This is a genomic window from Albibacterium bauzanense (genome assembly GCF_004339765.1).
Classification (GTDB): domain Bacteria; phylum Bacteroidota; class Bacteroidia; order Sphingobacteriales; family Sphingobacteriaceae; genus Albibacterium; species Albibacterium bauzanense.
In genome coordinates, this window is sequence record NZ_SMGO01000001.1 from 970,710 (window position 1) to 994,378 (window position 23,669).

Here is a 23,669-nt window from a genome sequence, read left to right on the forward strand (position 1 = left end):
ATTAGCTTCTTAGATATTTATATCTAATGGTTGAGAATTTCCCATCCGACACGATTGGACTAACACCAGAACGGGTGCCTTCTCCTGATGCTGTTCTTTCTCCATTCTTTCTTAAACTATTTATAGAAACAGCTGCCAGTAAGCTTCCTTTTCTAAAATGTAAGCCTTGAATTCTTTCGTATCGCTCTCCCTCAACATCTTCAAAAACCAATGCAAACTCTATATTCTTTTTTAATTCATCGAGTCTGGTGGTTGAAGAAAACTTATTCTGACTGATGGGTAGCCAGGCTGAAAAGTTGTATTGAAAACTATGTGTACATTCTTCAGGGATGGTTACTGGCTGGCCTGTATCTTCTTCCCTTAAATTAAACACACGTTTATCTTTCATCGAAAGATGCTGTATGCGAACTGAGTAAGCTATATTTTCTGATCTGTTTTCGATTGCAACAATAAGCTTGAAATCATAACGCTTACAATTTCCCTTGATTTCGGGAGGCGCCCACATTCCATAAATCTCACAAGACGATACCAATCTAGGCTTAGCGTTATTCTGAAAGCTAAGGTGCCTAACAATATCAATTAGCTTTGCAGTTATTAATTCCTTGTTCATACTTATACAACCAAGAAACTAAGAGAAAAGTTTAGAGTTTCTTTGCTTTTTTACAATAATTGAATAGTTCAAGTTATTAACAGGATTTTTCCTTAAAATCTACTCGACTACAGTAAACAAATATTTATTAAACCATTGAATTGCGAGGTTAGCTACTTCTTCTAGTTTCCCTGGTTCCTCAAATAAATGACTTGCTCCGGGTACAATCACGATCTCTTTTAAAGCACCTATCATTGAAAAAGCTTTCTGATTCAAATCAATCACCTGGGTATCCAATCCTCCAACAATGAGCATGGTTGGGGATTTCACTTCAGGAAGGTTTATATCAGCCAAATCAGGTCTGCCTCCTCTCGACACAATTGCAGCTATGATGGAGTTTCCAAGATCAGCAGCGGCATTAAGTGTTGCAGCGGCACCTGTACTAGCCCCAAAATAGCCGATGTTTAAATCGCCTGTTTCTGGTTCGGTTTTTAACCAATCGGTAACTTTGATCAGTCTGTCAGTCAACAGATCTATATCAAAACGAGTATTATAATCCTCATCTTCCTTTACCGTCAAAAGGTCAAACAACAGCGTTGCAAAACCTTCATCCTGCAGGCTTCTTGCAACGTATTTATTTCTGGAACTGTGTCTGCTACTACCGCTTCCATGAGCAAATACAACGATACCTTTAGCTCTTTCAGGAATGGATAACTCTCCTGTTAAAGTGATTTCATAAATCGGGATTGATATTTCTTTTTCTATTGTTTCCATGGCAAATATTTTTTAGCTGTTTAGCTTTACTTCACTGTCTGTCAATACCTTTCTACTATTCAGCCTCTTTATTAGTAACTTTTTTAAGAATAAAAAGTTTAAACAGAAATGAAAGAACAAGGGAAATAAAAAAAATAAAATTTTTAAAAACTTTTTTTATTCCACTATGTCTTTAATTATAGATGCAATGGGGTGCTTAATTTATTAGCTGAGATACATACCCTTATTACCTGAACTAGATAATACTAGCGTAGGAAAAGCATTTAATACAATATTCATATATTGTATGACTCCATTTTCTATTCGGAAATGGAGTTTTTTTATGAAAACTTTAACAAACAAAAAAACCTGCAATCAATGATTGCAGGTTTTTTTGTTTGTTTTAATATGATAAGTGCGGAAAGCGAGGGATTCGAACCCCCGGACCTTTGACAGTCAACGGTTTTCAAGACCGCCGCATTCGACCACTCTGCCAGCTTTCCGGAGGCAAAAGTACACACTTTACTCAATTCTGCAAACAATAAGGCACCTTTTTTTGAACTTTCACATTAACCTGTTCATTCCATGTAGATTAACTTTTCAGATTTTTATCAATTAATGTCTGAATAACCCCATCAACCAAACCAATGCGCGGAACAGCGATCTCTTTTATCTTTACCCATTTCATTAAGCTGATAAAAATCTCACAGGCAGGAATAATAACATCGGCTCTATCAGGTTTTAAGCCTAGTATTTGAATGCGGTCTTTTAGTGTGTAACTATTGAGCATATCTGACAGTGATTTAAGATTAGCATAGCTCAACAAATTGCCTGGCTTTTCATTAGACAGAGAAAACAGTTTATTGATATTTCCTCCTGAACCAATCGCGATTACTTGTTTAAAGCTTTTTGTATGGTCTTTAGCCCATTTTTTCATATCATCCCATACTTCTTCTTTATCTTGATTATCAAGTATACGGATGGTGCCTATATCAAATGATTTGGATGCTTCTAATTTACCGGCATGGAAAACAGAAAGCTCGGTACTTCCTCCTCCAACATCAATGTATAGATAGGATCTATTACCATTCAGTTTTTCTATAACATGACTAGAGTAAATTATTTCAGCTTCTTGATTGCCATCAATAATCTGCAGGTCTATTCCAATTCTTTTTATCTTTTCAACCAGATCTGGGCCATTTGTAGCTTCACGCATAGCAGAAGTAGCACAGGCCATATAATCTTCAACCTCATAAGCATCCATTAGGTTGCGAAAGGCTGACATTGTTTTTATTAAAAGGCTGGTCTTTTTCTCCGATATCTGATGTTCCAGAAAGGCATCGTCTCCCAAACGTAGAGGAACACGAATTAGCGTATCCTTATTGAAGCTGTAACCTTTACCTTCTTCTCTTATTTCAGCAATTAATAGACGAACTGCATTTGAACCAATATCTATAGCGGCGTACCTCATGAGTTTACTTTGTTTTTAAAATATAAATAGGTCTCTAGTTGTGAATGATGAGATGGATGACCTATAGTTTTTATATATCGATTATCGTTTTCGACATTAATTTCTCTGGCTTTCGTATTATCCTGTAATTGAAGGTCGATAACTTTCCGGATTTGATGTTTAATAGATGGATCAAGAATCGGGAAAGTTACTTCTACCCTCCTATCCAGATTGCGATTCATAAAATCAGCCGAACTCAAATAAATCTCTTCATCCCCATTATTCAAGAATATCCACACGCGAGCGTGTTCCAAATAACGATCAACAATACTACGTACTTTAATGTTTTCACTGAAACCTGGAACTTGAGGTATTAAGCAACACATTCCTCGAACAATCAAATCAATCTTTACTCCGGCATTACTTGCTTCATACATCTTGGCAATAATTTCTTCATCAGTTAATGAATTTAGCTTAAAGATTATTGATGCCGGCAAGCCTGCTTCCGCATGTTTAATTTCTCTGTCTATAAACTGAATAAGTTTTGGACGAGTTTCTAAAGGGGAAGTAATGAGAGCTTGATAATCATTATTAAAGGTATTATCTACCAGACCAGCAAACAGGCGTTTCAGATCTTCAATGATGGTGTCGTTTATGGTAAATAAATTATGATCGCAATAAGTATTGGCTGTTTGCTCATTGAAATTACCAGTTGCCAGAGTGGCAAAATATTGAATACCTTTACGCTCTTTCCGACCAACTAAACATATTTTAGCATGCACTTTAAAGTCGGCCAGACCAAAATAGACTTTAGCTCCTGCTTCTGTTAATTTCTGACTCCAATCAATGTTTGCCTGTTCATCAAACCTAGCCTTTAGCTCAAGGAAACAATAGACTTTTTTGCCATTTCTAACTGCATTGATAAGCGCATTCACAACATTCGAATACTCAGCCAGCCGATACAAAGAAATAGCAATGGAAACTACTTTAGGATCAATAGCAGCCTCGCGAAGAAAGTGGATGATATAATCATAGGATTGATAAGGGAGATTAACCAGAAAGTCTGATTTCTTCATCTGACTGAAAAGGCTTTTCTGTAAATCGAAGCCAGCCACCGGTACAGGATTTAACTTTCGATACTCCAGATGCTTTCCACCTACATTGGGAAATTTAATAAAGTCTTTAAAGTTATGATAGCGGTTACCCGGAATAAACGCATCGGAATCTAACTTCATTTTTCCCACTAAATAATCAAGCATATCTTGCGGCATCTCAGAATCATAAAGCAAACGCATAGGCTTACCTTTATCTCTCTTTTTAAGGCTTGATGCTAGGATATCAATAAATTCTTCCTGGAGGTTTAAATCCAGATCAAGCTCTGCATCTCGGGTTAGTTGTATTGTATAGGCCTCAATACTATTGTAGTTGAAAATAAAAAATAGCTCGCTAAAGCAATAGCGAATAATATCTTCTAAGAGAATAATGAAATTCAAATTCCTTTCGGATGGAAGAATAAGAAACCTGGATAAGACTTTGGTTGGTACTTCTAATAAAGAATAGCTAATCTTTTTCTTATGTGTTAACTTAATGAGAAAGTAGATCCTTCGATCTTTTAGGTCAGGAAAAGGTTTGCTAATACTTCCATGATCGAGCATAATAGGCACTAGCTTAGGCAAGACCTTGTCCTCAAAGTAACTATGAATAAATTGACCCCTGCCTACATTTAGTTGCTTTTCATTAATAATAAAGATCTTCTCGGCTGCTAATAGTTTGATGATTTCCTCATACAGATCATCAAATTGCCGTTCTAACTTTACAACAAGTTCTTTAATAAGCTTAAGAATCTTTTTTGGACTGAAACCTAACAGTTCTTTTGCCTGAACGTTTACATTCGATAAACGATTTAATGTGGCTACGCGAACCCGATAGAACTCATCTAGATTGGAAGAGAAAATAGCTAAAAATCGCAAACGTTCGATAAGTGGGACAGACTGATCTGCAGCCTCTTGCAATACTCGTTCATTAAAATGCAACCAGCTAATTTCCCTATTAATAAGGGGGATATTCTTTAATTCAGAACTATTTTGCATATTATTAACTCGAAACTTTACCGCGATTACAAATATTGTAATGCAATATAAAGTATATATTAAGCTAATATTAAAATTAAGGAATAAATTTTAAAAAGGAATCTATTCCTGGTTCCAATAAGGTTGTTCTAAGATTTCTAATTGAGTAAGGATCTGTTCTTCTGTTACAGGAAAGGCTTTATCAGATCGAATAGTATGATACACCTCTTCAAATAAACCTATAATGGAAGCAGTTGGTGACGCCACACGCGAAACCACTTTCTCTTGAAAGGTATTAATATAGGTCAAGACCCCTTGATCTCCTTCTGGTTCGATACCAAAACGGGGATTGCCTGGCTTTAAGCCTTCGATTAATTGATCTTCCTGAACATCTGACCGAAGTTTTTTAAATGTGCCTTCTGTACCACGTAATACATAAGCAGCACCATTATCGACAACCAGGTTACTGATGGTTACGAAAACCTGTAATCCTTCTCCATAAGAAAGAACAAAAGATACGTAATCTTCAATCTGAGTATCCTTTCGGTTCTTAGTGCCAATTTTAAGAGTTTTCTGAGGTATACCAAACAAATAAATAGCCTGGTCAATCATATGAGATCCTAAATCATAAGCAATTCCACTGCCAGGGATAGGAGCTTCTTTAAAAGCTTTGGGTCCGATTTCTGGTCGGTAGCGATCAAAGCGGATATGCATTTCGATTAGATTCCCGATCCGGTTACTTTCGATAACATTCTTGACAGAAAGGAAATCGCTATTCCATCGACGGTTTTGATAAACCATCACCTTTTTATTCAACGATTTTCCAAGTGCAAAAAGTTCTTTGGCTTCCTTTGATGTAGGTACAAAAGGTTTCTCAACCAATAGGTGCTTCCCACTTTCCAAGGCCTTTACAGATAGCTCAAAATGCGTATCATTAGGAGTATTGATAATGACCAGTTCAATTTCTGGATTATCTAGTAGTTCTTCAACCGAATTATAAGAAATAATGGCCGGATAATATTTATTTGCTTCTTTTTTACTACGTTCAACAACAGCAACAAAATCAAAAAGTGGATTGTCTGCGATGAAAGGTGCATGAAATATTTTACCAGACATACCAAATGATAGCAAGCCGGTTTTAATAGGTTTTCCAGTCATTATTTCAACAAAAATTATTTAATTGAAGACTTTGTTTGTTCAAGAAGCTCTTTTAATCCTTCTAACTTGGATGCTGCAAAATTGCGGATAGAAACATTGGTATTCCGAGTCACAACTTCAAATTGATGAACTATCTCTTCTTGTGAATGAATTACTTTTTGAGCAGGTGTTTCTTGAGCAACAGGATGAGATTCTTCCTGAATAACCGCAGGGCTTGCAATAGCAGCAGAATCAGATACTGCTGTATCTGCCATTACTGCAAAACTAGTAATTGATGGAGCTGCTTTTTCATCAAAATGAGTAGCAGAGAAATTTGGCATCAAAACATTGTTTTTAGTTGCCAGTTCAATCAACTCTTCTGAAAGTGCCTGATACTCCTGAGCTATCTTTTGAGATTCAGCACCTAAATTATAATTTTTAGCTGCATGTTGCTGAAACAGTGCTTCTTCATAGGTTGTCTTAAGGAAATTAAAAGCTTCCGTATCGGCTTTAGTGTATTTATTATATTTAATGTCTTTATTAGGATCAAGACATGATCCTAATAAAACAACTCCAAGAAGCAAAGCAATAAACAATTGTAACTGTTTCATTTTATGACCTTATAAGATTAATAGATAAATTTAAGACAAAAAGTTAAAAGAATCAATTTATGCAAGATTTCTTCCTGCATTCACAATCCCAAATATACTTCTTGTAATTAACTTGCTGTATACATGGTATTGTGGATCGTTTTCATCTAATTCATTTAATTTCTGGATTGAATAATGTTGGATTACCACTAGCGGAAGTATAATCCTTTCGCGCATAGCGATGGAATCACGGTCAACTGGGAACTCATCCATTAATCTCTCAGAGTTACTAATCTTTAATAAATAATGCTTTGTTCGATCGTACTCATCTTTCATCGTCTTCCAGAATTCACCGTATACAGGATCTTCGGCTAAATGCGAGGTAATGTTAAAGTTGATCTTAGACATGGCCATAGCACAGTTATCAATGATCGTTTTAAACATTCCGGAACTCTTATATAGAGCCTGTATTTTATCCCATTCTCCAGATTTTTCTGCACTTTCTAAAGCAGAACCAACTCCATAGAAACCAGGAATACCTTGTTTAAGCTGACTCCAGGAGGTTACAAAACTAATCGCTCTTAAATCTTCTAAGCGCAATTTAGAATTACCATTTCTCTTTACCGGACGGCTGCTGATATTTATTTCAGATAAGAATTTTAAAGGGCTCTTTTCTTCCAGATATTGTAAGAACAAAGGATGATGACGTAGTTTCAAGAACTTTTCATGACTAACTTGTGCCATATCTTCAAACAGCTTCTTTTCATTTACGTTCAGCGTATCACCGGGTCTCGGGTTTAACGTAGAAGCCAATCCGGCTTGCATTAACTGCTCAATGTTATAATGCGCAGTATCCGATGAGCCATACAAACTGCTGATTGTTTGCCCTTGAATAGTTAACTGAATATGATTATTTTCTACCTCTTCGCCCATGGAAGCATAGAAAGCTTGAGTTTTACCACCACCACGTGCCGGAGGGCCTCCACGTCCATCAAAGAAGGTTAAATCAACATCGTATTCGCGTGAGACTGCGGTGAGTTCAATTTTGGCTTTATAAATGGACCAATTGGCCATCAAATATCCTCCATCTTTTGTACTATCAGAGAAACCAAGCATAATGGTTTGTCCTTTACGTTTTTTCAGATGTTCTTTATAAAGTGGATGATTATAAAGAATTCTCATTACATCTGCTGCACGCTCCAGATCATCCACCATCTCAAATAAAGGTACAAAGTCAATCGGCAAGTCATCAATTTTCCAACCATTTACCAGGAATAACTCCATTAGTTGCAATATATCTGATGCTTGTTGACAGTTACTTATAATAAAACGATGAGCTGCTAATTCGCCACCAGCTAGCTGCATCTTTTTGATATAACGAATAACTTCAAATGTATCCAATACTAATGGATCAAGTCCTTTTTCTAGTTCAATCTCAGTTTCCTTAAATTGAAGGGCAGCATTTTTATTTTCTTCAGATAGCTCTTCGAAACCATCTATGGCTTCAGGATATGTTTTTGCGCGGACATATTTATGAGACTTTCTTAAAATACTACTATCCTGGCGAACATCTAAGCTTGCAAAGAAACAACCAAAGTTTCTTACTTTCAGAATTAGATCATCAACCAGTTCTTCAAATAAACCACCGTGTTTTTCTGATAGAACACATTTTATAGCCTGCAAATTTTCTAAAATAACAGGCTTTACATTTATTGGGCTATTTACCGGGTTAAAGCTATTTTCATAGAATATATCTTGCAGATTATCCATAAACTGCTCTACCCCTCTAAAAGTAATACGGCGTTTTATAACGCGGAAATCACGATAATATGCACGGAAAAGGATCGTTCTAAGTAAAGAAGAGACTTCTTTAGTGCTTTGCACACTTACATTTGGATTTCCATCTCGATCACCTCCTGGCCAAAAACCTAACTGAATAATTGGATCTTTTGTTTCTAAATTTTCAAAGTTAGAATCTAACCTCTTTTGTATGGTAGAAATAACAGGATAAAACACATTCTCAAGAAACCAAGCCAAGCTTACTGCTTCATCTACTGGTGTAGGCTTCTCGGTTTTAATAAATGGAGTTTTTCCTAATTGCTCTAATAATGAAATTATATTATCAAGATCATTGTTCTTTAATGCTGCTGTTAAATCAGTTATGATTCCTAATACATCACCCGGATAAAATTGGGTTGGATGGGCTGTCAGCACTAATCTCAATGAGAAATTTTTAAACTTCTCAACAATCTTTTCATTTAATTCAGGATTAGTAGCAGCTTGTTTTAATAGAGACCCTAACAAATAAGCGTCTTCTGAACGTCCTGTTTTGACAAATTCTGCATCCTCAACTGCATCGAATAGAACTACACGTCGTTCTATATATTGAATGATCCGAAACAATAGGTCAACTTCATCCATCTCCAATTGATATTGACCATATTGTTCAAAAAAATGCTCAATAATATCTTTTGGATTAACTTTATTTTCTACTTCACGTTCACAATGGGCCGTAAAAAAAGGCAATAGTGCCCCCGTATGTTTTACTTTTTGAAAAGGTAGCGTTTGAAATAAACTGTTATATAACTCGAACCGAGTTAATACTTCATTCTTGTAAATCGTCTCTTGCTTCTCTGCTTTCATATAAGCCTTAGTTTTGAATAATAATATTCCTTGGAAATCCCCGAAGTTAATTCAAATATTTTAAAATTAAAACCTTTTATATTTAAAATCCTCTTCTAACTTGTCTATATTCATGAAATGCTATCATCAAAATGGCTCATTTCATATGAAAATAGCAAACAATAATCTTATCTGTCCTGAAAATCGAAATATTTTATTTTGTTTCTATAAACATTCCTAATCAAACTTTGTTTAAATACGAAACAGACAGAATTAACAATGCTTGAATTAAATTAAATGGAAAAGTTATATACAGCGGAAGTAACCGCAACTGGCGGACGTGATGGGCACGTAAAGTCGACTGACGGGATGATCGATTGGGAAATGCGCAAGCCAAAAGAAATGGACGGTCAAGGTGATGGCTATAATCCAGAACAATTGTTTGCTGCGGCATGGAGTTCGTGCTACTTAGGAGCACTAGAATCTATAGCTACGAAAGAAGGCATTGATGCTACAGATGCTGAGGTTACTGTTCGGGTATCTTTCAATAAAGATGGAAATGCTTTTTTATTATCAGCAGAATTAGATGTACATGTACCAGGAATTCATATTGAGGAAGCACAGCGTTTAGCAGAAAAAGCAAACCATGCATGCCCCTATTCTAAAGCTACAAAAGGCAATATAGAATCAACAGTTGTTGCTTTATAGCTTAAACCTGTACTGCCAAAAATATCTCAAATAAACCCGATAAGAAGAGTTTGCTTGAGGTATTTTTTTTGATAGCTTAGCCTTTATAAATTAGAGACAATTTAATTTATTGGTGAATCTGCTTTCTAAATGGTAAAAACTCAGGATATTCTTCACTTTTTGTATAGTCAACATTTTGCAAATGGGCTACGCATTTCCTTTGGAGCAATTATTCCTGCCTTAATTGGCTATTATTTTGGCGATCTGTCAGTTGGTATTGCCATTTCATTGGGTGCATTAATTTCTAGTATTCCTGATACACCCGGACCTGTCTCGCATCGCCGTAATGCATTGTTAGCAACTTTATTTCTATTTTTTGTTACTACCCTTATAACTCAACTAATTAATAAGTATCCGATTCTAATTGGAATAGAACTACTAATTTTTGGTTTCATATTTGGCATGTTTGCTACCTGGGGACCACGAGCAGCGGCAGTTGGCACTTCTACTCTAATTATGATTTTTTTAAGTATAAGTGAATCTGGGAGTGCGAATAATTTTCTTGAATATTCACTGTTTGTTACCATAGGATGCGCTTGGTATACTCTTCTTAGTCTTTCCTTAAGTCAATTTATGCCTTATCGGCTCGCCCAACAGGAGCTTGCAGAAGCTATTCGTGAAATAGCAACTTTTATTCGAATAAAATCAGAATTCTATGATCTTAAGTCGGATACGGACAGATCATTTAGTAAACTGATTGATCAACAAATAATAATAAATACTCACCTGGATAGTCTGCGAGAGATTCTCTTTAAGAGTAAATTAATTGTTAAGGATTCTACATCAATTGGCCGTACTCTTATTCTCATTTTTTCAGATATACTTGATCTATTTGAGAAAACGATGGCTACGCAATATAACTATGATGAAATCAGATCGAGGTTTGGAGAAACGGAAGCTTTTAATGAAATTAGGATTACACTTATTCGACTGGCAAACGAATTAGATAATTTCGGTTATTCTTTGGGAGCAAACCGCCGGCCAAAATCATTATTTAATCTTCAGGATGACCTCGAGAACTTAAAGAAATTAATTGATCAAACTACGGAAGAAAGCAATGAAACAACTTTTGTACTTAAAAAGATTTTAATAAATGTTAGAGGTATTTCATTACGGACTCAAACATTATATAGTTATTTTCAAAAGAAAGAAGTAGATACAAAACGTAATATTGGGGATATCAGTAAATTCGTATCTCACGATGTTTATGATCTTAAAAGCTTCCGAAATAACTTAAGCTTTAAGTCTAATACATTTAGACACTCTTTAAGATTAGCTATTATTTTGGTCATTGGTTATATTGTAGCTGATCTTCTTAATTTTAATGCCCATGTTCACTGGATCCTTTTAACCATCTTAGTTATTTTAAAACCAGGTTGGAGCTTAACAAAAGAGCGGAATTTTCAACGTTTGGTAGGAACGATTGTGGGTGGTATAGCGGGTATTATTATTCTAATTTGGGTTAAAGATCCTTCTGCACGCTTTGTTATACTACTGATATTCATGGTTCTTACATACAGCTTAATCCGCATCAATTACATTATTAGTGTAATGTTCATGACTCCTTACCTACTTATTCTATTTAGTTTTTTAGGTCAGGATACCATGGAGGTTGCTCAAGAAAGGATTTTCGCCACTTTTATAGGTAGTGGATTAGCATTTATATCTAGCTACATAATTTTTCCGAGTTGGGAAAGACATCAGATACAGGATAATATGCAAAAGTTATTAATTGCAAATTATAATTATTTCACAAAAATATTAGAAACAGTAATTGGTAGAAATCTAACAGAAACCGACTATAAGTTAGCAAGGAAGGATGTTTATATTGCAACGGCAAATATGGCTTCGGCTTTTCAGCGAATGATTACCGAACCAAAAAGCAAGCAAAAAGATTCAAAAGGATTGAATAAGTTTATTATTTTCAATCACCTATTTACCTCACATACAGCGAACCTAATCAGTACTGTTAGAAATGTTTCTAATGATGAGATTACTGGTGAGCCTATAAAAAACCTTAAACGAGTCCTTAACACTTTAGAAAAGCTAATTAAAAGCTATAAAAGAGAAGGAACCGGCTCATTTGAAGAAGTAAAATTTCAAATTCCAGAGCAGCTATTACTTGATGTTAAAGATAGCGCTGAAAAGAAATTCATTAATGGTCAGGTGCTGGAGCTAAGAAAGATCAGCATCGACCTGCAAAAAAACTCTGATGATATACTAGGTCAAGGTAACGTAGCTTAATCTATCAAAGAAACACAATATAACGAATAAATTTATAGAAACTGTTTACTTTGAGGACCTTGATTAAATAGTAGATCTATAATACTTAAATTAGGAATAAAGCCATTTTTTTCTTCAAAAACCTGGAAGTAGGGCTTTAAATTATGGGAATCTGAGTGGGCATTGGGACTTACTGCATGCCTGTAGTCTTCTAAATCTTCGACGGTCTTCACATATTCAGTTGTATAGGAAATATTCGGATTTAGTTTTAATAATTTAAGACATAGCTCCATTAACCCAACATTAAGGTCGAATAAAAACTCGGTATGTGTGTGAAAAAAGGGAGCAAAATCATCCTCATAGTATTCAAAAAAGGACGAGCTACGATAAGAAGTTTGAATACTGCGCCAATGTAACCGTTGCCAATTTGCATCGTAACTTATCCGAACATCTTTTATCTTAGTATGCGGATTTGCACCACTTTTTACAGGTACTGTTAGGTTTAACTTACCATTTGCTGAATGAATACTTGTTCGGTTACGATTAGTCTGTTTGGGATAATGCTCACATGTTTCAAAGATAATATTGTCAGAATGGTGTTTTATTTTGCTGTAATACTCCAGAGGTCCAAGGTAAAAAACAGGTAAAAGAATTCCTTTTTGCATATATTCGTAATAATAAGAAATTATGATGCGAAAATAAATATAAATAAAAGATATTTGTATTGTTAAAACATACATGAATATTAAATCCAAGGCACTTTCTACCGTTATTTACCTAATCTCAATTCTTCCTTTTGGGGCTTTATATGTTCTATCTGATATCATTTATTTTCTTTTACGAAGGATTATTAAATATAGGAAAAAGGTCATTACGGAGAATCTTCAACATGCTTTTCCAGATAAATCCATAAAAGAACGAGAGGAGATTAAAAATAAGTTCTATCACTTTTTAGCAGACTTACTTATAGAGAACCTGAAGATGAGAAGCATGTCGGCTGCTCAATCAAAGAAAAGATTAAAATTATTAAATCCTGAAATACCATTAGATTATTTAAACAAAGGTCAATCAATTATAATTGTAACTGGTCATTATGCAAATTGGGAATGGGGCATACATTCTTTATCATTAATGACAGACTACCCATCTCTAATTATTTACAAACCTATCAATGATCCTGTTTTTGGAGATATTTACAACAAGATGCGCAGTCGCTTTGGAGCAATTATGGTACCTATGAAACAAACCTTGCGTAAGATCACTGAATATAAAGGTAGAACACATAGTAGCGTTTTTTTAGCCGATCAAACACCAACAAGAAAAGAGTCAAACTATTTCATTCCTTTTTTAAATCAACAGACATCTGTATTCAAAGGAATAGAGAAGATTGCAAAAAAAACCAACAATCCGGTTATTTATTGCCGTATTGACCGTATAAAACGTGGTTATTATACTGCTAAATTCACTATACTTGCAGAAGATCCAGCAAGGTTTTTGGAAAATGAAATAACGAATATTCACACCAAATTCCTGGAGAATATAATACGTGAAAAACCAGAATTATGGTTGTGGTCTCATAAAAGATGGAAGCATAAACCTCATGACTAATTATCCTAAAGTTGCAATTATCATACTTAACTGGAATGGCAGATTCTACCTTGAAAGTCTTTTGCCTTCTATTTATAATACTATTTACCCCAATTTGGAGTTTGTAGTTGGTGATAATGCTTCTAGTGATGATTCTGTAGCATTTATTAAAAAAACATATCCAAAGATTCGCGTTATTGAGAATGATAAAAACTATGGTTTTGCAGAAGGATATAACCAAATATTAAAACATGTTGAAGCCGATTACTTTATACTTCTAAACTCTGATGTAGAAGTGAAAGAAAACTGGATAGAGCCTGTTATTCAGGAGATGGAGGCCGATATAAAGATAGCCGTAGCACAGCCTAAAATACTATCCTGGACACAACGTAACACTTTTGAACATGCGGGTGCTGCTGGTGGGTTTATTGATCGTTATGCCTACCCTTTCTGCCGAGGAAGAATCTTTCAAAGTGTAGAAATAGATCGGGGACAATATAACGACTCTGGTGAAATTTTCTGGGCTAGTGGAGCGGCCTTCTTTATTCGAAGTAAATACTGGAAAGAAAGTGGTGGTTTCGATGCTGATTTCTTTGCACATATGGAAGAAATAGATCTTTGCTGGCGTTTAAAACGAATGGGTTACAAGGTTTGGTATTGTGCTAACTCTGAAGTTCTCCATGTTGGTGGAGGGACTTTGGATAAAAGCAACCCAATGAAAACGTATTTAAATTTCAGGAACAACCTGTATATGATTCATAAGAATGCTCCTTACCCATATACAATCATCTTTATTAGACTTTGGTTAGACCTTATTGCATTGATACAATTTATGTTTTCCAGAAAATTTCAAGATGCAAAAGCGATAAGTAAAGCACATATCCATTTCTTTAAAAACTTTAATATTACCAAGAAGAAACGATACGCTATAAAAACTCCTTACAGAGTGACGAATATTTATAAAGGAGTAATCATATGGGATTATTTCATACGGGGTAAGAAGCGCTTTAATAATTTGGACCCAAACAAATTTAAATAGAAAGATTTCTACCGAAAACTTTCTATTGCAAGCTTATAACTCTTCAATCCGAATCCACAAATACTACCTAGACAGTTTTTGGCTATGAAAGAATGGTGGCGAACGGCTTCTCTGGCGTGGATATTAGATATATGAACTTCAATAACAGGAGTTGAAATTGCAGCAATAGCATCAGCAATAGCCAAAGACGTATGTGTATATGCACCAGCATTCAGTACAATCCCGTCTATTGAAAATCCGACCTCATGAATTTTATCAATAATTGCTCCTTCACTATTACTTTGGAAATAGCTGATATTAATTTGTGGATAATCTCTAATCAAACTATCTAAGTAGCTTTCAAAAGACTCGTTTCCATAAACATCAGGTTCACGCTTTCCTAATAGATTCAGATTAGGCCCATTAATTATCAATACTTCCATGCTGCTAAGTTCTTTCACCAAAGATAATAAAGCATTTTCTATTTTCTTAATTTCATTTCCAGTGTTTTTTACAGATATTAGATGCGAAATAGTTGAAAATATCTACAGGTGAATAAACCAGGGCCAATAGGAATATTTGATTCAGGATACGGAGGGTTAACCGTATTTAAAGAAATTATAAAAGAGTTACCTCAGTATAATTATATTTATCTGGGTGATAATGCTCGTATTCCGTATGGGACACGTTCTTTTGAGACCGTATATCAATACACTTGGCAATGTGTGCAGGCAATGTTTGAATTAGGTTGTCCGCTTGTTGTCTTAGCATGTAATACCGCTTCTGCTAAGGCCCTAAAAAGTATTCAAACTATTAATCTTCCTGAATTATCTGATAATCGCCGAGTATTGGGAGTAATTCGCCCCACTACTGAACGAATAGGAGAATTCACTAAAAGCAGGCATGTTGGCATATTAGCAACACCGGGAACAGTTTTATCAAACTCTTATGAGATCGAAATAAAACGATTTTTCCCAGATATAAAGGTATTTCAGGAAGCTTGTCCTATATGGGTATCTTTAGTAGAGAGCAATGAGATTAACAGTTCAGGGGCTGCTTATTTTGTAAAGAAGCACATTGATCAACTTTTAGAAAAATCTCCAAAGATTGATACTATCTTATTAGCTTGTACTCATTATCCATTGCTTTACCCTCTTATCAGGAAGTTCACACCTCCATCCATCCAAATATTACAACAAGGAGAAATCGTATCAAAAAGTTTGAGTAAATACCTTGAGCATCATCAGGATATAGACCAAAAATTAAAGAAAGAGTCAGAGATATTATTTTACACCACTGAGAGTCCAGAAGTTTTTAACGAAAAAGCGGGGCTGTTTTTTGGACAAGAAGTCAATTCAACTCATCTATCTTTATAAGGAGATTATTATCAAGGCACAAAAAAAGTGTACCGGATAGGTACACTTCAGTTATGGATTAATCTATAGTTTTGTTTATAGCTTTCTTACATTTACAGCCTGAAGACCTTTACGACCGTCAGTTACTTCAAATTCTACTGAATCTCCGTCTCTTAAAACGTCGATTCCGCCAATTACATCTTTAAAATGTACAAAGATATCTTGACCATCTTCTTGAACAATAAATCCAAATCCTTTTTGGGCGTTAAACCATTTTACTTTTCCGGTTTTCATTAATATAAATTTTATAATTGTTATAATTTGCAAAACCAAAACTGAAATAATGATACAACAGTTAAAGATTGCTGGTTAATTGATTATATCAAAGATATAAAAATGGAAGAATAAAACGAATAAATCCCTTTTTATAATTTGCTATTTGCGTCGATACAATTTAACTCGTTAAATGCTTGTGTTAAGCGCTTTACGAAAGTTTCCTCGCCTTTTCTCAACCAAACTCTTGGATCATAGAATTTTTTGTTTGGAGTATCTGGATTTTTAGAATCTCCGATCTGAGCTTGAAGTGAATCTTCATTTGCTTGGTAATATAACCTGATTCCATCCCAGAATGCCCATTGCATATCGGTATCGATATTCATTTTTACAGCACCGTATGATAACGCTTCTTTTATTTCTTCAGGAGAAGATCCAGATCCACCATGAAATACAAAGTTCACTGGTTTATCTTCTTTAATATTATATTTTTCTTTGATATATGCTTGTGAATTATTTAAAATCACAGGCTGAAGTTTCACATTTCCTGGTTTATAAACCCCATGAACATTTCCGAATGCCGCAGCAACTGTAAACTTGTCGCTAACTTCTTTCAACTTCTCGTAAGCATATGCAACCTCTTGTGGCTGTGTATACAGTTTTGAACTATCAACATCAGAGTTATCTACTCCGTCTTCTTCACCACCAGTAACTCCAAGTTCGATCTCAATGGTCATACCCATTGGTTTCATGCGTTTTAAATACTTGGCTGAAGTTTCAATATTTTCTTCAAGTGTTTCTTCTGAAAGATCAAGCATATGAGATGAAAATAATGGTTTGCCATGTTGTTGAAAAAATTTCTCTCCATGATCTAATAAACCATCAATCCAAGGAAGGAGTTTTTTAGCAGCGTGATCCGTATGTAAGATTACTGCAACCCCATAATGTTCTGCTAATAAATGTACGTGTTGAGCTGCAGAGACAGCACCAAGTATACATGCTTGTAATTTACTATTATCCAACGTTTTGCCTGCATAGAACTGTGCACCACCATTAGATAATTGAATAATAACAGGAGAATTTACTGCTTTAGCAGTTTCCATAACTGCATTGATAGAATTGGTCCCAATAACATTTACGGCTGGTAAAGCAAACTGATGCTTTTTCGCTATTTCAAATAACTCTTGTACCGCATCGCCGTGCAATACTCCTTTATAATTTTTTAAGCTCATTAAAATAAGAATTTATAAGAATTTAATTAAAATTCCCCGAATTTAGCAAAAAAACTCCGAATGCAAATGATAAAACCATAACAATGATACTCTAATAACGAAGTAAAAATATTATGGAAGTCTATGTCTATTTTTTTTTGTTAATTTGCATAAAATTCAAAGATTAAGAATGGCTTGGTTTAAACGTAGTAAAATTGGTATTAATACTGCAACAGAAAATAAAAAGGAAGCACCTGATGGTTTATGGAAGAAATGTCCATCGTGTAAGAAGCCTCTTTTAAACTCAGAGCAAATTGAGAATCAATACGTTTGTCAATATTGTAACTATCACCTAAGAATAGGTTCTGCCGAATATTTTTCAATATTATTCGACAATAACTCTTTTAAAGAGCTATTTCCTAATCTAACATCTGGGGACCCTCTCAATTTTGAAGACACAAAAAAATATACGGACCGCTTAGAAGAAAGTTATCTCAAAACAGGTCTTAAAGATGCGATACGTTGCGGATATGGAAAAATACAAGGTGAAGATATTGTAATTGCTTGTATGGATTTCGCATTTATTGGAGGGTCAATGGGTTCAGTAGTAGGCGAAAAGATCGCTCGCTCCATAGATTACTGTCTTGAACATAAATTACCATTCCTACTGATTTCAAAATCAGGAGGTGCACGCATGATGGAAGCTGCATTCTCATTAATGCAAATGGCTAAAACCTCTGCCAAACTTGCTCTCCTAAGCAAAGCGAAGATTCCTTATATATCATACCTAACTGATCCGACAACGGGTGGTGTAACCGCGTCTTATGCCATGTTAGGCGACATCAACATATCTGAACCAGGAGCATTAATCGGCTTCGCGGGTCCGCGTGTGATTAAAGAAACCATTAAAAAAGACTTACCAAAAGGCTTCCAAACTGCAGAGTTTGTTTTGGAACATGGATTTCTCGATTTCATAGAAGATCGCAGGAACATGAAAAACAAAATTGCTTCTTTTATACGAATAGTAAAATAAGTTATACTAGGGTATAAAGACAATTAATGTTAATCACCTGCTCTGGGAGTAGTGCCTGTTAAAGGCTCTCCATGTTTTCTCCCATGCTTTTCATCCTCTATCTTTTTATGAGTATTCGAAATCACATTATCGGGAGAATCGCTATTAGCTGAATTAATATCAGTTAATCCTTCTTCAATATAAGTATCAGGTGTTGAGGTTCGTCCCTTTTTCTTATTTTCATTCTGTTTTGACATAATATCTCCTTATTAATTATAAACTATCATAATTATAAGTTGAACAAACTCAAAATGATTATGTTTAAATTATCTTAAAACTTCATGGAGAAAGATCTCTTTGATTTTAGATACCACGATATCAACCTCTTCTTTAGTATTGTATTTGCTAAAAGAAAAACGCACAGAAGGACGGTCGGGATGCCCTCCAATAGCTGTTAAAACATGTGAGCCAATATTAGTTCCTGAACTGCAAGCGCTTCCTCCAGATGCCGAAATTCCAGCGATATCCAAATTAAACAAGAGCATATCAGCCATATCCATTTCAGGAAAACAAACATTTAGCACAGTATACAAACTCTTTTCAGGCTCAATTTCTCCATTAAATGTGCAGTCGGGAATATGTTCATTTATTTGTTGGATCATGTAAGTTTTCAAACTCTGAATATAACGTTGATGATCTTCTATTTCATTATATGCCAACTCTAAAGCTTTCGCTAATCCTACAATACCATAAACATTTTCAGTTCCTCCACGCATATTACGCTCTTGAGCACCACCAAATAATAAAGGTTTTATCTTTATATTATGATTGATATAAATAAATCCCACTCCTTTAGGACCATGTAATTTATGAGCAGCACAAGTCACAAAATCTACATGTAGTTTTGTTAAATCATATTTATAATGCCCCATTGTTTGTACCGTATCACAATGGAACAATGCATCGTATTTTTGACATATCTCGGAGACACGTTCTATATCTAACAAAGTTCCAATTTCATTATTAGCATGCATCAAAGAAACAAGTGTTCGTGGAGAGTTTTGAAGAAGCTCTTCAAGTTGTTCCAAATTAATATTCCCTTTTGAATCAACGTCCAGAAGACTATATTTAAGTCCTTTAGATCTCTCTAATTCCTCCAATGTGTGTAATACAGCGTGATGTTCTATTGGAGAACTAATAGCATGATTGATGCCATAGCTCTCCAGTCCCATACGAATTGCCATGTTATCTGCTTCTGTTCCTCCTGAAGTAAAAAATATCTCTGAAGGAGAGACATTAAGCAAATGAGCTACGGTTTTCCTGGCTTTTTCAATCAAAGTTCTTACCTCCCGCCCATGTGCATGAATAGATGATGGATTTCCATAATAGTCTCGCATAACCCGAGTCATTTCTTCAAAGACCTCTGGATCAATGGCAGTTGTAGCTGCATTATCAAAATATATACGCATGCTGCAAATTTACAAATTACTCTCTACCAATGACAACACATCATTAATAACTTTCTCTGCTATGACATTTGCCTGTACCGCTGTTGCTGCTTCAGAATAGACACGTATGATAGGTTCTGTATTTGATTTGCGAAGATGTACCCATTCATTCTCGAAATCAATCTTTAAACCATCAATGGTACTGTGATTTTCTTCTTTATATAAATCCCTAACACCGTCCAATATCTTATCAATATCCATCCCTTCTGTAAGAGATATTTTATTTTTAGACATATGATATACCGGATAACTTGCTTTCAACTCTGAGATACTAACCTTTTTCTTAGCTAAATGTGTTAAAAACAGTGCGATCCCGGCCAATGCATCTCTTCCATAATGAGTTTCAGGATAAATTACCCCTCCATTACCTTCTCCACCAATTACAGCCTGCACCTCTTTCATTTTATTCACCACATTTACCTCTCCTACGGCGGCTGCATAATACTCTCCCCCGTGTTTCAAAGTTACATCACGTAAAGCACGCGTAGAGGAGAGATTCGAAACTGTATTTCCTGGAGTACTTTCTAATATAAAGTCGGCAACGGCGACCAATGTATATTCCTCTCCAAACATTTCACCATTTTCCATGACAAAACATAATCGATCTACATCTGGGTCGACCGCAATACCAAGATCTGCTTCATTTTCAACAACAAGATTGGATAGATCAGTTAAATGTTCAGCCAGAGGTTCAGGATTATGAGGAAAATAACCTGAAGGATCGCAATATATCTCATATACTGTTTTTACGCCTAAAGCCTTTAAAAGAGCTGGGACAAATATTCCACCAGTTGAATTAACAGCGTCTACTGCAATCTTAAAATTGGCTTCTTTTATGGCTTCTGCATCAACTAACTCAAGAGAAAGTATCGCGTCAATATGTTTCTGTAAGTAGCTATTATCTATTTCAACCTTCCCCAGGCTGTATACATCTGAAAAGTCGAAATCAAGTTCTTCTGCAATCTCCAGAACCATTTTACCTTGTTCATCATCAATAAACTCGCCCTTTTCATTTAATAATTTCAAAGCATTCCACTGAGCTGGATTATGACTTGCTGTAAGAATTATCCCTCCGCCTGCACGCTCCATAGGAACTGCAATCTCTACAGTAGGAGTGGTTGATAAACCTAAATCTATAACATCTATTCCTATACTTTGAAGCGTACCAACAACTAAGTTCCTTACCATTTCACCAGAAATCCTAGCATCACGACCTATTACAATTTTATTAATACCAGTATTCTTTTGAATAAGTTTACCAAAACCAGCTGTAAATTTTACAATATCCAATGGGCTCAAGCCTTCGTTAGAGCGTCCTCCGATTGTACCTCTAATTCCAGAAATAGATTTTATTAAAGTCATAGTTCTTTTTATTATTAGGGAGTAAAAGTAAGCATATCTTCAACTTGTAGCAATAAACAATACAGCGAAATCTGATAAGCAATATCAATCCTATAAATTTATTATATTTGCGGTTAAATTGGTCCAAGCACAGATGGGAAAAAAGTGGTTTGAAAGTTGGTTTAATACTCCTTATTATCATATTCTATACAAAAATCGCGATAATGCTGAAGCCGCTCTTTTCATTGACAATCTTTTCGAACACTTTCACCCGGATAAGCATGCAAGATTATTAGACATTGCATGCGGCAGAGGCAGACATGCTAAGTACATGAGTGATAAAGGTTATGATACTACAGGTATAGATCTTTCTGAATCAAGCATTGCCTATGCAAAGAAATATGAAAATGAAAACCTACACTTTCATGTTCAAGATATGCGGAAAAAATATTGTAATAGTTGTTTTGATTTCGCGTTTAATCTTTTTACAAGTTTTGGTTATTTTGAAACAGAGAAAGAACATCTTGATGCTTTAAAAGTTTTTAATGAGGCATTGAAACCAGATGGAATATTAGTACTTGATTATTTTAATGCAACCAAGGCTATTCAAGACCTTGTACCTGTTGAGATTACAAATAAAAACAATATAACATTTAATATATCAAAACATTTAGAAGGCAAAAAGATTCATAAAACCATTAATTTTGATGACGACAATAAATCTCATCAGTATGTGGAAGAAGTATTTGCCTTTACTTTGCAAGATTTTCATTCAATGTTAGAACTGAGTAACTTTACAATAATTGAAAAATTTGGAAATTATCATTTTCAAGACTTTGATCAAAATGAATCACCAAGATTAATCCTAATTTGTAAAAAGAAACATGCTTGAATACCTAACCGAAATTGACAAAATAGTTTTTTTGTCGATTAACCAAGGGTTATCAAATCCATTTTTTGATTTCCTAATGCCTATTCTAAGAAATCCTTATACGTGGGCACCACTATATCTCTTTATCTTAATTTTTGCAATTAAGAATTACAAGAAAAGGGGAATTATCATGATCCTGTTCTTTCTCTTGTCCTTCGGCTTAGGAGATATGATTTCAGCCTCCGTTATTAAGCCTCAAGTAATGCGTGTACGCCCCTGCAATGATGTTCCGTTTAAAGAACAAGTCACTGTGCGTGTACGTTGCGGTAGCGGCTATAGCATGCCTTCCTCTCATGCAACCAATCATTTTGCAATGGGTGTTTTCCTATTAATGGTTTTCAGAAAAAAATGGAAGCCAATTATTTGGTTAAGCATATTATGGGCTGCGTCCATAAGCTTTGCACAGATCTATGTTGGCGTGCATTATCCGGGAGATATTTTAGTAGGCTCATTACTTGGTATATTAATAGGCTTATTTACGTCTAGTATTTTTTTATTTTTCCAACCCGATGAACCCAGGGAAACAGCATGATAATTAGTATATTATTTTTTTCTGCCCTTTTGGGTGGACTTTCAGTATTTGTTGTAAAACGGGATAACTCTAAAATGCTAAAATTAATATTAGCATTTAGTGGTGCCTATCTTTTTTCTATCACAGTATTACATTTAATTCCAGATGTCTATATAAACGCAGATGAATCAATTGGACTATTCATTCTAGGCGGATTTCTTTTTCAGCTTGTATTAGAACAATTTTCGGAAGGTATTGAACATGGGCACATCCACCATCATGAGCATAATTTATCACATGCTTTTCCGGTTGGAGTTATGTTTAGTTTATGTTTGCATGCCTTTTTAGAGGGAATGCCATTAGCAGGAGATCATAAGAATTATTTATTATTCGGTATTTCTCTTCATCATATCCCAGCGGCATTTGCATTAGGATCGTTACTGTTGAATACACACATTTCCAGACAGAGGATAATAATACTGTTAGTAATATTTGCAATGATGTCTCCATTAGGCTATCTATTAAGTTTGGGCATTAAGGCCAATGAACTAGGAGATATCAACCAATATTTTGATCGGATAATGGCAATCGTTATTGGTATATTCTTACATATTTCTACAACGATTCTTTTTGAATCATCGAATGCTGGTCATCATTATAATCGCCAGAAAACAATAGCAGTTTTATTAGGAGTTTCTGTTTCTTTACTGAATTTTATTTTTCATTAACTACTTCACCTATT

Annotated in this window: 23 protein-coding genes, 1 tRNA gene and 1 riboswitch; of the genes, 9 read left to right on the forward strand and 15 right to left on the reverse strand. The window is 34.9% G+C overall.

The genetic code is table 11. The features are described 5' to 3' along the window. Position 1: 1 nt before the first annotated feature. From C8N28_RS04415 to C8N28_RS04450, 8 genes are all read right to left on the reverse strand, one after another. Complete coding sequence (locus C8N28_RS04415; RefSeq protein WP_132221897.1) at positions 2-610, reverse strand: hypothetical protein; 609 nt, start codon at positions 608-610, stop codon at positions 2-4. Positions 611-709: 99 nt separating this feature from the next. Next, on the reverse strand, positions 710-1,363 hold the full coding sequence (locus C8N28_RS04420) for a dienelactone hydrolase family protein (RefSeq protein ID WP_132221899.1): 654 nt from the start codon (positions 1,361-1,363) through the stop codon (positions 710-712). 178 nt (positions 1,364-1,541) lie between these two features. Then, positions 1,542-1,637: riboswitch (TPP riboswitch) on the forward strand. 123 nt (positions 1,638-1,760) lie between these two features. After that, positions 1,761-1,845: transfer RNA gene (locus tag C8N28_RS04425), tRNA-Ser, on the reverse strand. An 89-nt stretch (positions 1,846-1,934) separates the two neighbouring features. After that, positions 1,935-2,813, reverse strand: a complete 879-nt coding sequence (locus C8N28_RS04430; RefSeq protein ID WP_132221901.1) for a Ppx/GppA phosphatase family protein — start codon at positions 2,811-2,813, stop codon at positions 1,935-1,937. Beyond that, a complete protein-coding gene (ppk1, locus tag C8N28_RS04435) occupies positions 2,810-4,882 on the reverse strand; it encodes a polyphosphate kinase 1 (protein ID WP_132221903.1) in 2,073 nt (690 codons plus the stop codon). The genes C8N28_RS04430 and ppk1 overlap by 4 nt, the downstream gene beginning before the upstream one ends. Before the next feature lie 102 nt (positions 4,883-4,984). After that, positions 4,985-6,019, reverse strand: a complete 1,035-nt coding sequence (locus C8N28_RS04440; RefSeq protein ID WP_132221905.1) for a Gfo/Idh/MocA family oxidoreductase — start codon at positions 6,017-6,019, stop codon at positions 4,985-4,987. 14 nt (positions 6,020-6,033) lie between these two features. Further along, positions 6,034-6,609, reverse strand: a complete 576-nt coding sequence (locus tag C8N28_RS13775) for a hypothetical protein (protein ID WP_165870301.1) — start codon at positions 6,607-6,609, stop codon at positions 6,034-6,036. 57 nt (positions 6,610-6,666) lie between these two features. Further along, the gene (locus C8N28_RS04450) at positions 6,667-9,231 is read right to left on the reverse strand and encodes a phosphoenolpyruvate carboxylase (protein WP_132221907.1); all 2,565 of its coding nucleotides are present in this window, start codon (positions 9,229-9,231) and stop codon (positions 6,667-6,669) included. A gap of 276 nt (positions 9,232-9,507) precedes the next feature. Here C8N28_RS04450 and C8N28_RS04455 point away from each other — a divergent pair, with 276 nt between their 5' ends. Then, positions 9,508-9,918: an organic hydroperoxide resistance protein gene (locus tag C8N28_RS04455; RefSeq protein WP_132221909.1), complete on the forward strand. Its 411-nt coding sequence runs from the start codon at positions 9,508-9,510 to the stop codon at positions 9,916-9,918. A gap of 129 nt (positions 9,919-10,047) precedes the next feature. After that, on the forward strand, positions 10,048-12,201 hold the full coding sequence (locus C8N28_RS04460) for an FUSC family protein (RefSeq protein WP_132221911.1): 2,154 nt from the start codon (positions 10,048-10,050) through the stop codon (positions 12,199-12,201). A gap of 32 nt (positions 12,202-12,233) precedes the next feature. On the opposite strand, the gene C8N28_RS04465 is transcribed toward C8N28_RS04460, so the two are convergent. Further along, positions 12,234-12,845, reverse strand: a complete 612-nt coding sequence (locus C8N28_RS04465) for a WbqC family protein (protein WP_132221913.1) — start codon at positions 12,843-12,845, stop codon at positions 12,234-12,236. A 73-nt stretch (positions 12,846-12,918) separates the two neighbouring features. On the opposite strand from C8N28_RS04465, the gene C8N28_RS04470 reads away from it, so the two are divergent. Continuing rightward, the gene (locus tag C8N28_RS04470; RefSeq protein WP_246012746.1) at positions 12,919-13,788 is read left to right on the forward strand and encodes a lysophospholipid acyltransferase family protein; all 870 of its coding nucleotides are present in this window, start codon (positions 12,919-12,921) and stop codon (positions 13,786-13,788) included. Beyond that, positions 13,781-14,806, forward strand: coding sequence for a glycosyltransferase family 2 protein (locus C8N28_RS04475; protein WP_132221915.1), 1,026 nt, complete (start codon positions 13,781-13,783; stop codon positions 14,804-14,806). The genes C8N28_RS04470 and C8N28_RS04475 overlap by 8 nt, the downstream gene beginning before the upstream one ends. Before the next feature lie 8 nt (positions 14,807-14,814). Here the strand turns inward: C8N28_RS04475 and aroQ are convergent, their stop codons facing one another. After that, positions 14,815-15,228: a type II 3-dehydroquinate dehydratase gene (gene aroQ / locus C8N28_RS04480; RefSeq protein WP_132221917.1), complete on the reverse strand. Its 414-nt coding sequence runs from the start codon at positions 15,226-15,228 to the stop codon at positions 14,815-14,817. A 108-nt stretch (positions 15,229-15,336) separates the two neighbouring features. Here aroQ and murI point away from each other — a divergent pair, with 108 nt between their 5' ends. Then, positions 15,337-16,161, forward strand: a complete 825-nt coding sequence (murI, locus tag C8N28_RS04485; protein WP_132221919.1) for a glutamate racemase — start codon at positions 15,337-15,339, stop codon at positions 16,159-16,161. Positions 16,162-16,236: 75 nt separating this feature from the next. Here murI and C8N28_RS04490 read toward each other — a convergent pair whose 3' ends face one another. Both C8N28_RS04490 and fbaA read right to left on the reverse strand, forming a co-directional pair. Next, positions 16,237-16,434: a cold-shock protein gene (locus C8N28_RS04490; protein ID WP_132221921.1), complete on the reverse strand. Its 198-nt coding sequence runs from the start codon at positions 16,432-16,434 to the stop codon at positions 16,237-16,239. A 131-nt stretch (positions 16,435-16,565) separates the two neighbouring features. Further along, entirely contained in the window at positions 16,566-17,645 is a 1,080-nt protein-coding gene (fbaA, locus tag C8N28_RS04495; RefSeq protein ID WP_132221923.1) for a class II fructose-bisphosphate aldolase, read from the reverse strand. Between the two features lie 169 nt (positions 17,646-17,814). Here fbaA and accD point away from each other — a divergent pair, with 169 nt between their 5' ends. Further along, positions 17,815-18,657: an acetyl-CoA carboxylase, carboxyltransferase subunit beta gene (accD, locus tag C8N28_RS04500; RefSeq protein ID WP_132221925.1), complete on the forward strand. Its 843-nt coding sequence runs from the start codon at positions 17,815-17,817 to the stop codon at positions 18,655-18,657. A 29-nt stretch (positions 18,658-18,686) separates the two neighbouring features. On the opposite strand, the gene C8N28_RS04505 is transcribed toward accD, so the two are convergent. The 3 genes from C8N28_RS04505 to glmM all read right to left on the reverse strand — a co-directional run bounded on the left by C8N28_RS04505 (position 18,687) and on the right by glmM (position 21,506). Beyond that, positions 18,687-18,893 carry a hypothetical protein gene (locus C8N28_RS04505; RefSeq protein WP_132221927.1) on the reverse strand — a complete coding sequence of 69 codons (207 nt, stop codon included), beginning with the start codon at positions 18,891-18,893 and terminating at the stop codon, positions 18,687-18,689. A gap of 69 nt (positions 18,894-18,962) precedes the next feature. After that, complete coding sequence (locus C8N28_RS04510; RefSeq protein ID WP_132221929.1) at positions 18,963-20,105, reverse strand: cysteine desulfurase family protein; 1,143 nt, start codon at positions 20,103-20,105, stop codon at positions 18,963-18,965. 9 nt (positions 20,106-20,114) lie between these two features. Continuing rightward, on the reverse strand, positions 20,115-21,506 hold the full coding sequence (glmM, locus tag C8N28_RS04515; protein WP_132221931.1) for a phosphoglucosamine mutase: 1,392 nt from the start codon (positions 21,504-21,506) through the stop codon (positions 20,115-20,117). A gap of 133 nt (positions 21,507-21,639) precedes the next feature. Between glmM and C8N28_RS04520 the strand changes: the two genes are divergently transcribed. From C8N28_RS04520 to C8N28_RS04530, 3 genes are all read left to right on the forward strand, one after another. Beyond that, on the forward strand, positions 21,640-22,377 hold the full coding sequence (locus C8N28_RS04520) for a class I SAM-dependent methyltransferase (RefSeq protein WP_132221933.1): 738 nt from the start codon (positions 21,640-21,642) through the stop codon (positions 22,375-22,377). A gap of 169 nt (positions 22,378-22,546) precedes the next feature. Beyond that, on the forward strand, positions 22,547-22,948 hold the full coding sequence (locus C8N28_RS04525) for a phosphatase PAP2 family protein (RefSeq protein WP_317127311.1): 402 nt from the start codon (positions 22,547-22,549) through the stop codon (positions 22,946-22,948). Further along, on the forward strand, positions 22,945-23,655 hold the full coding sequence (locus C8N28_RS04530) for a ZIP family metal transporter (protein ID WP_132221937.1): 711 nt from the start codon (positions 22,945-22,947) through the stop codon (positions 23,653-23,655). The genes C8N28_RS04525 and C8N28_RS04530 overlap by 4 nt, the downstream gene beginning before the upstream one ends. The last annotated feature ends 14 nt before the right edge of the window (positions 23,656-23,669 follow it).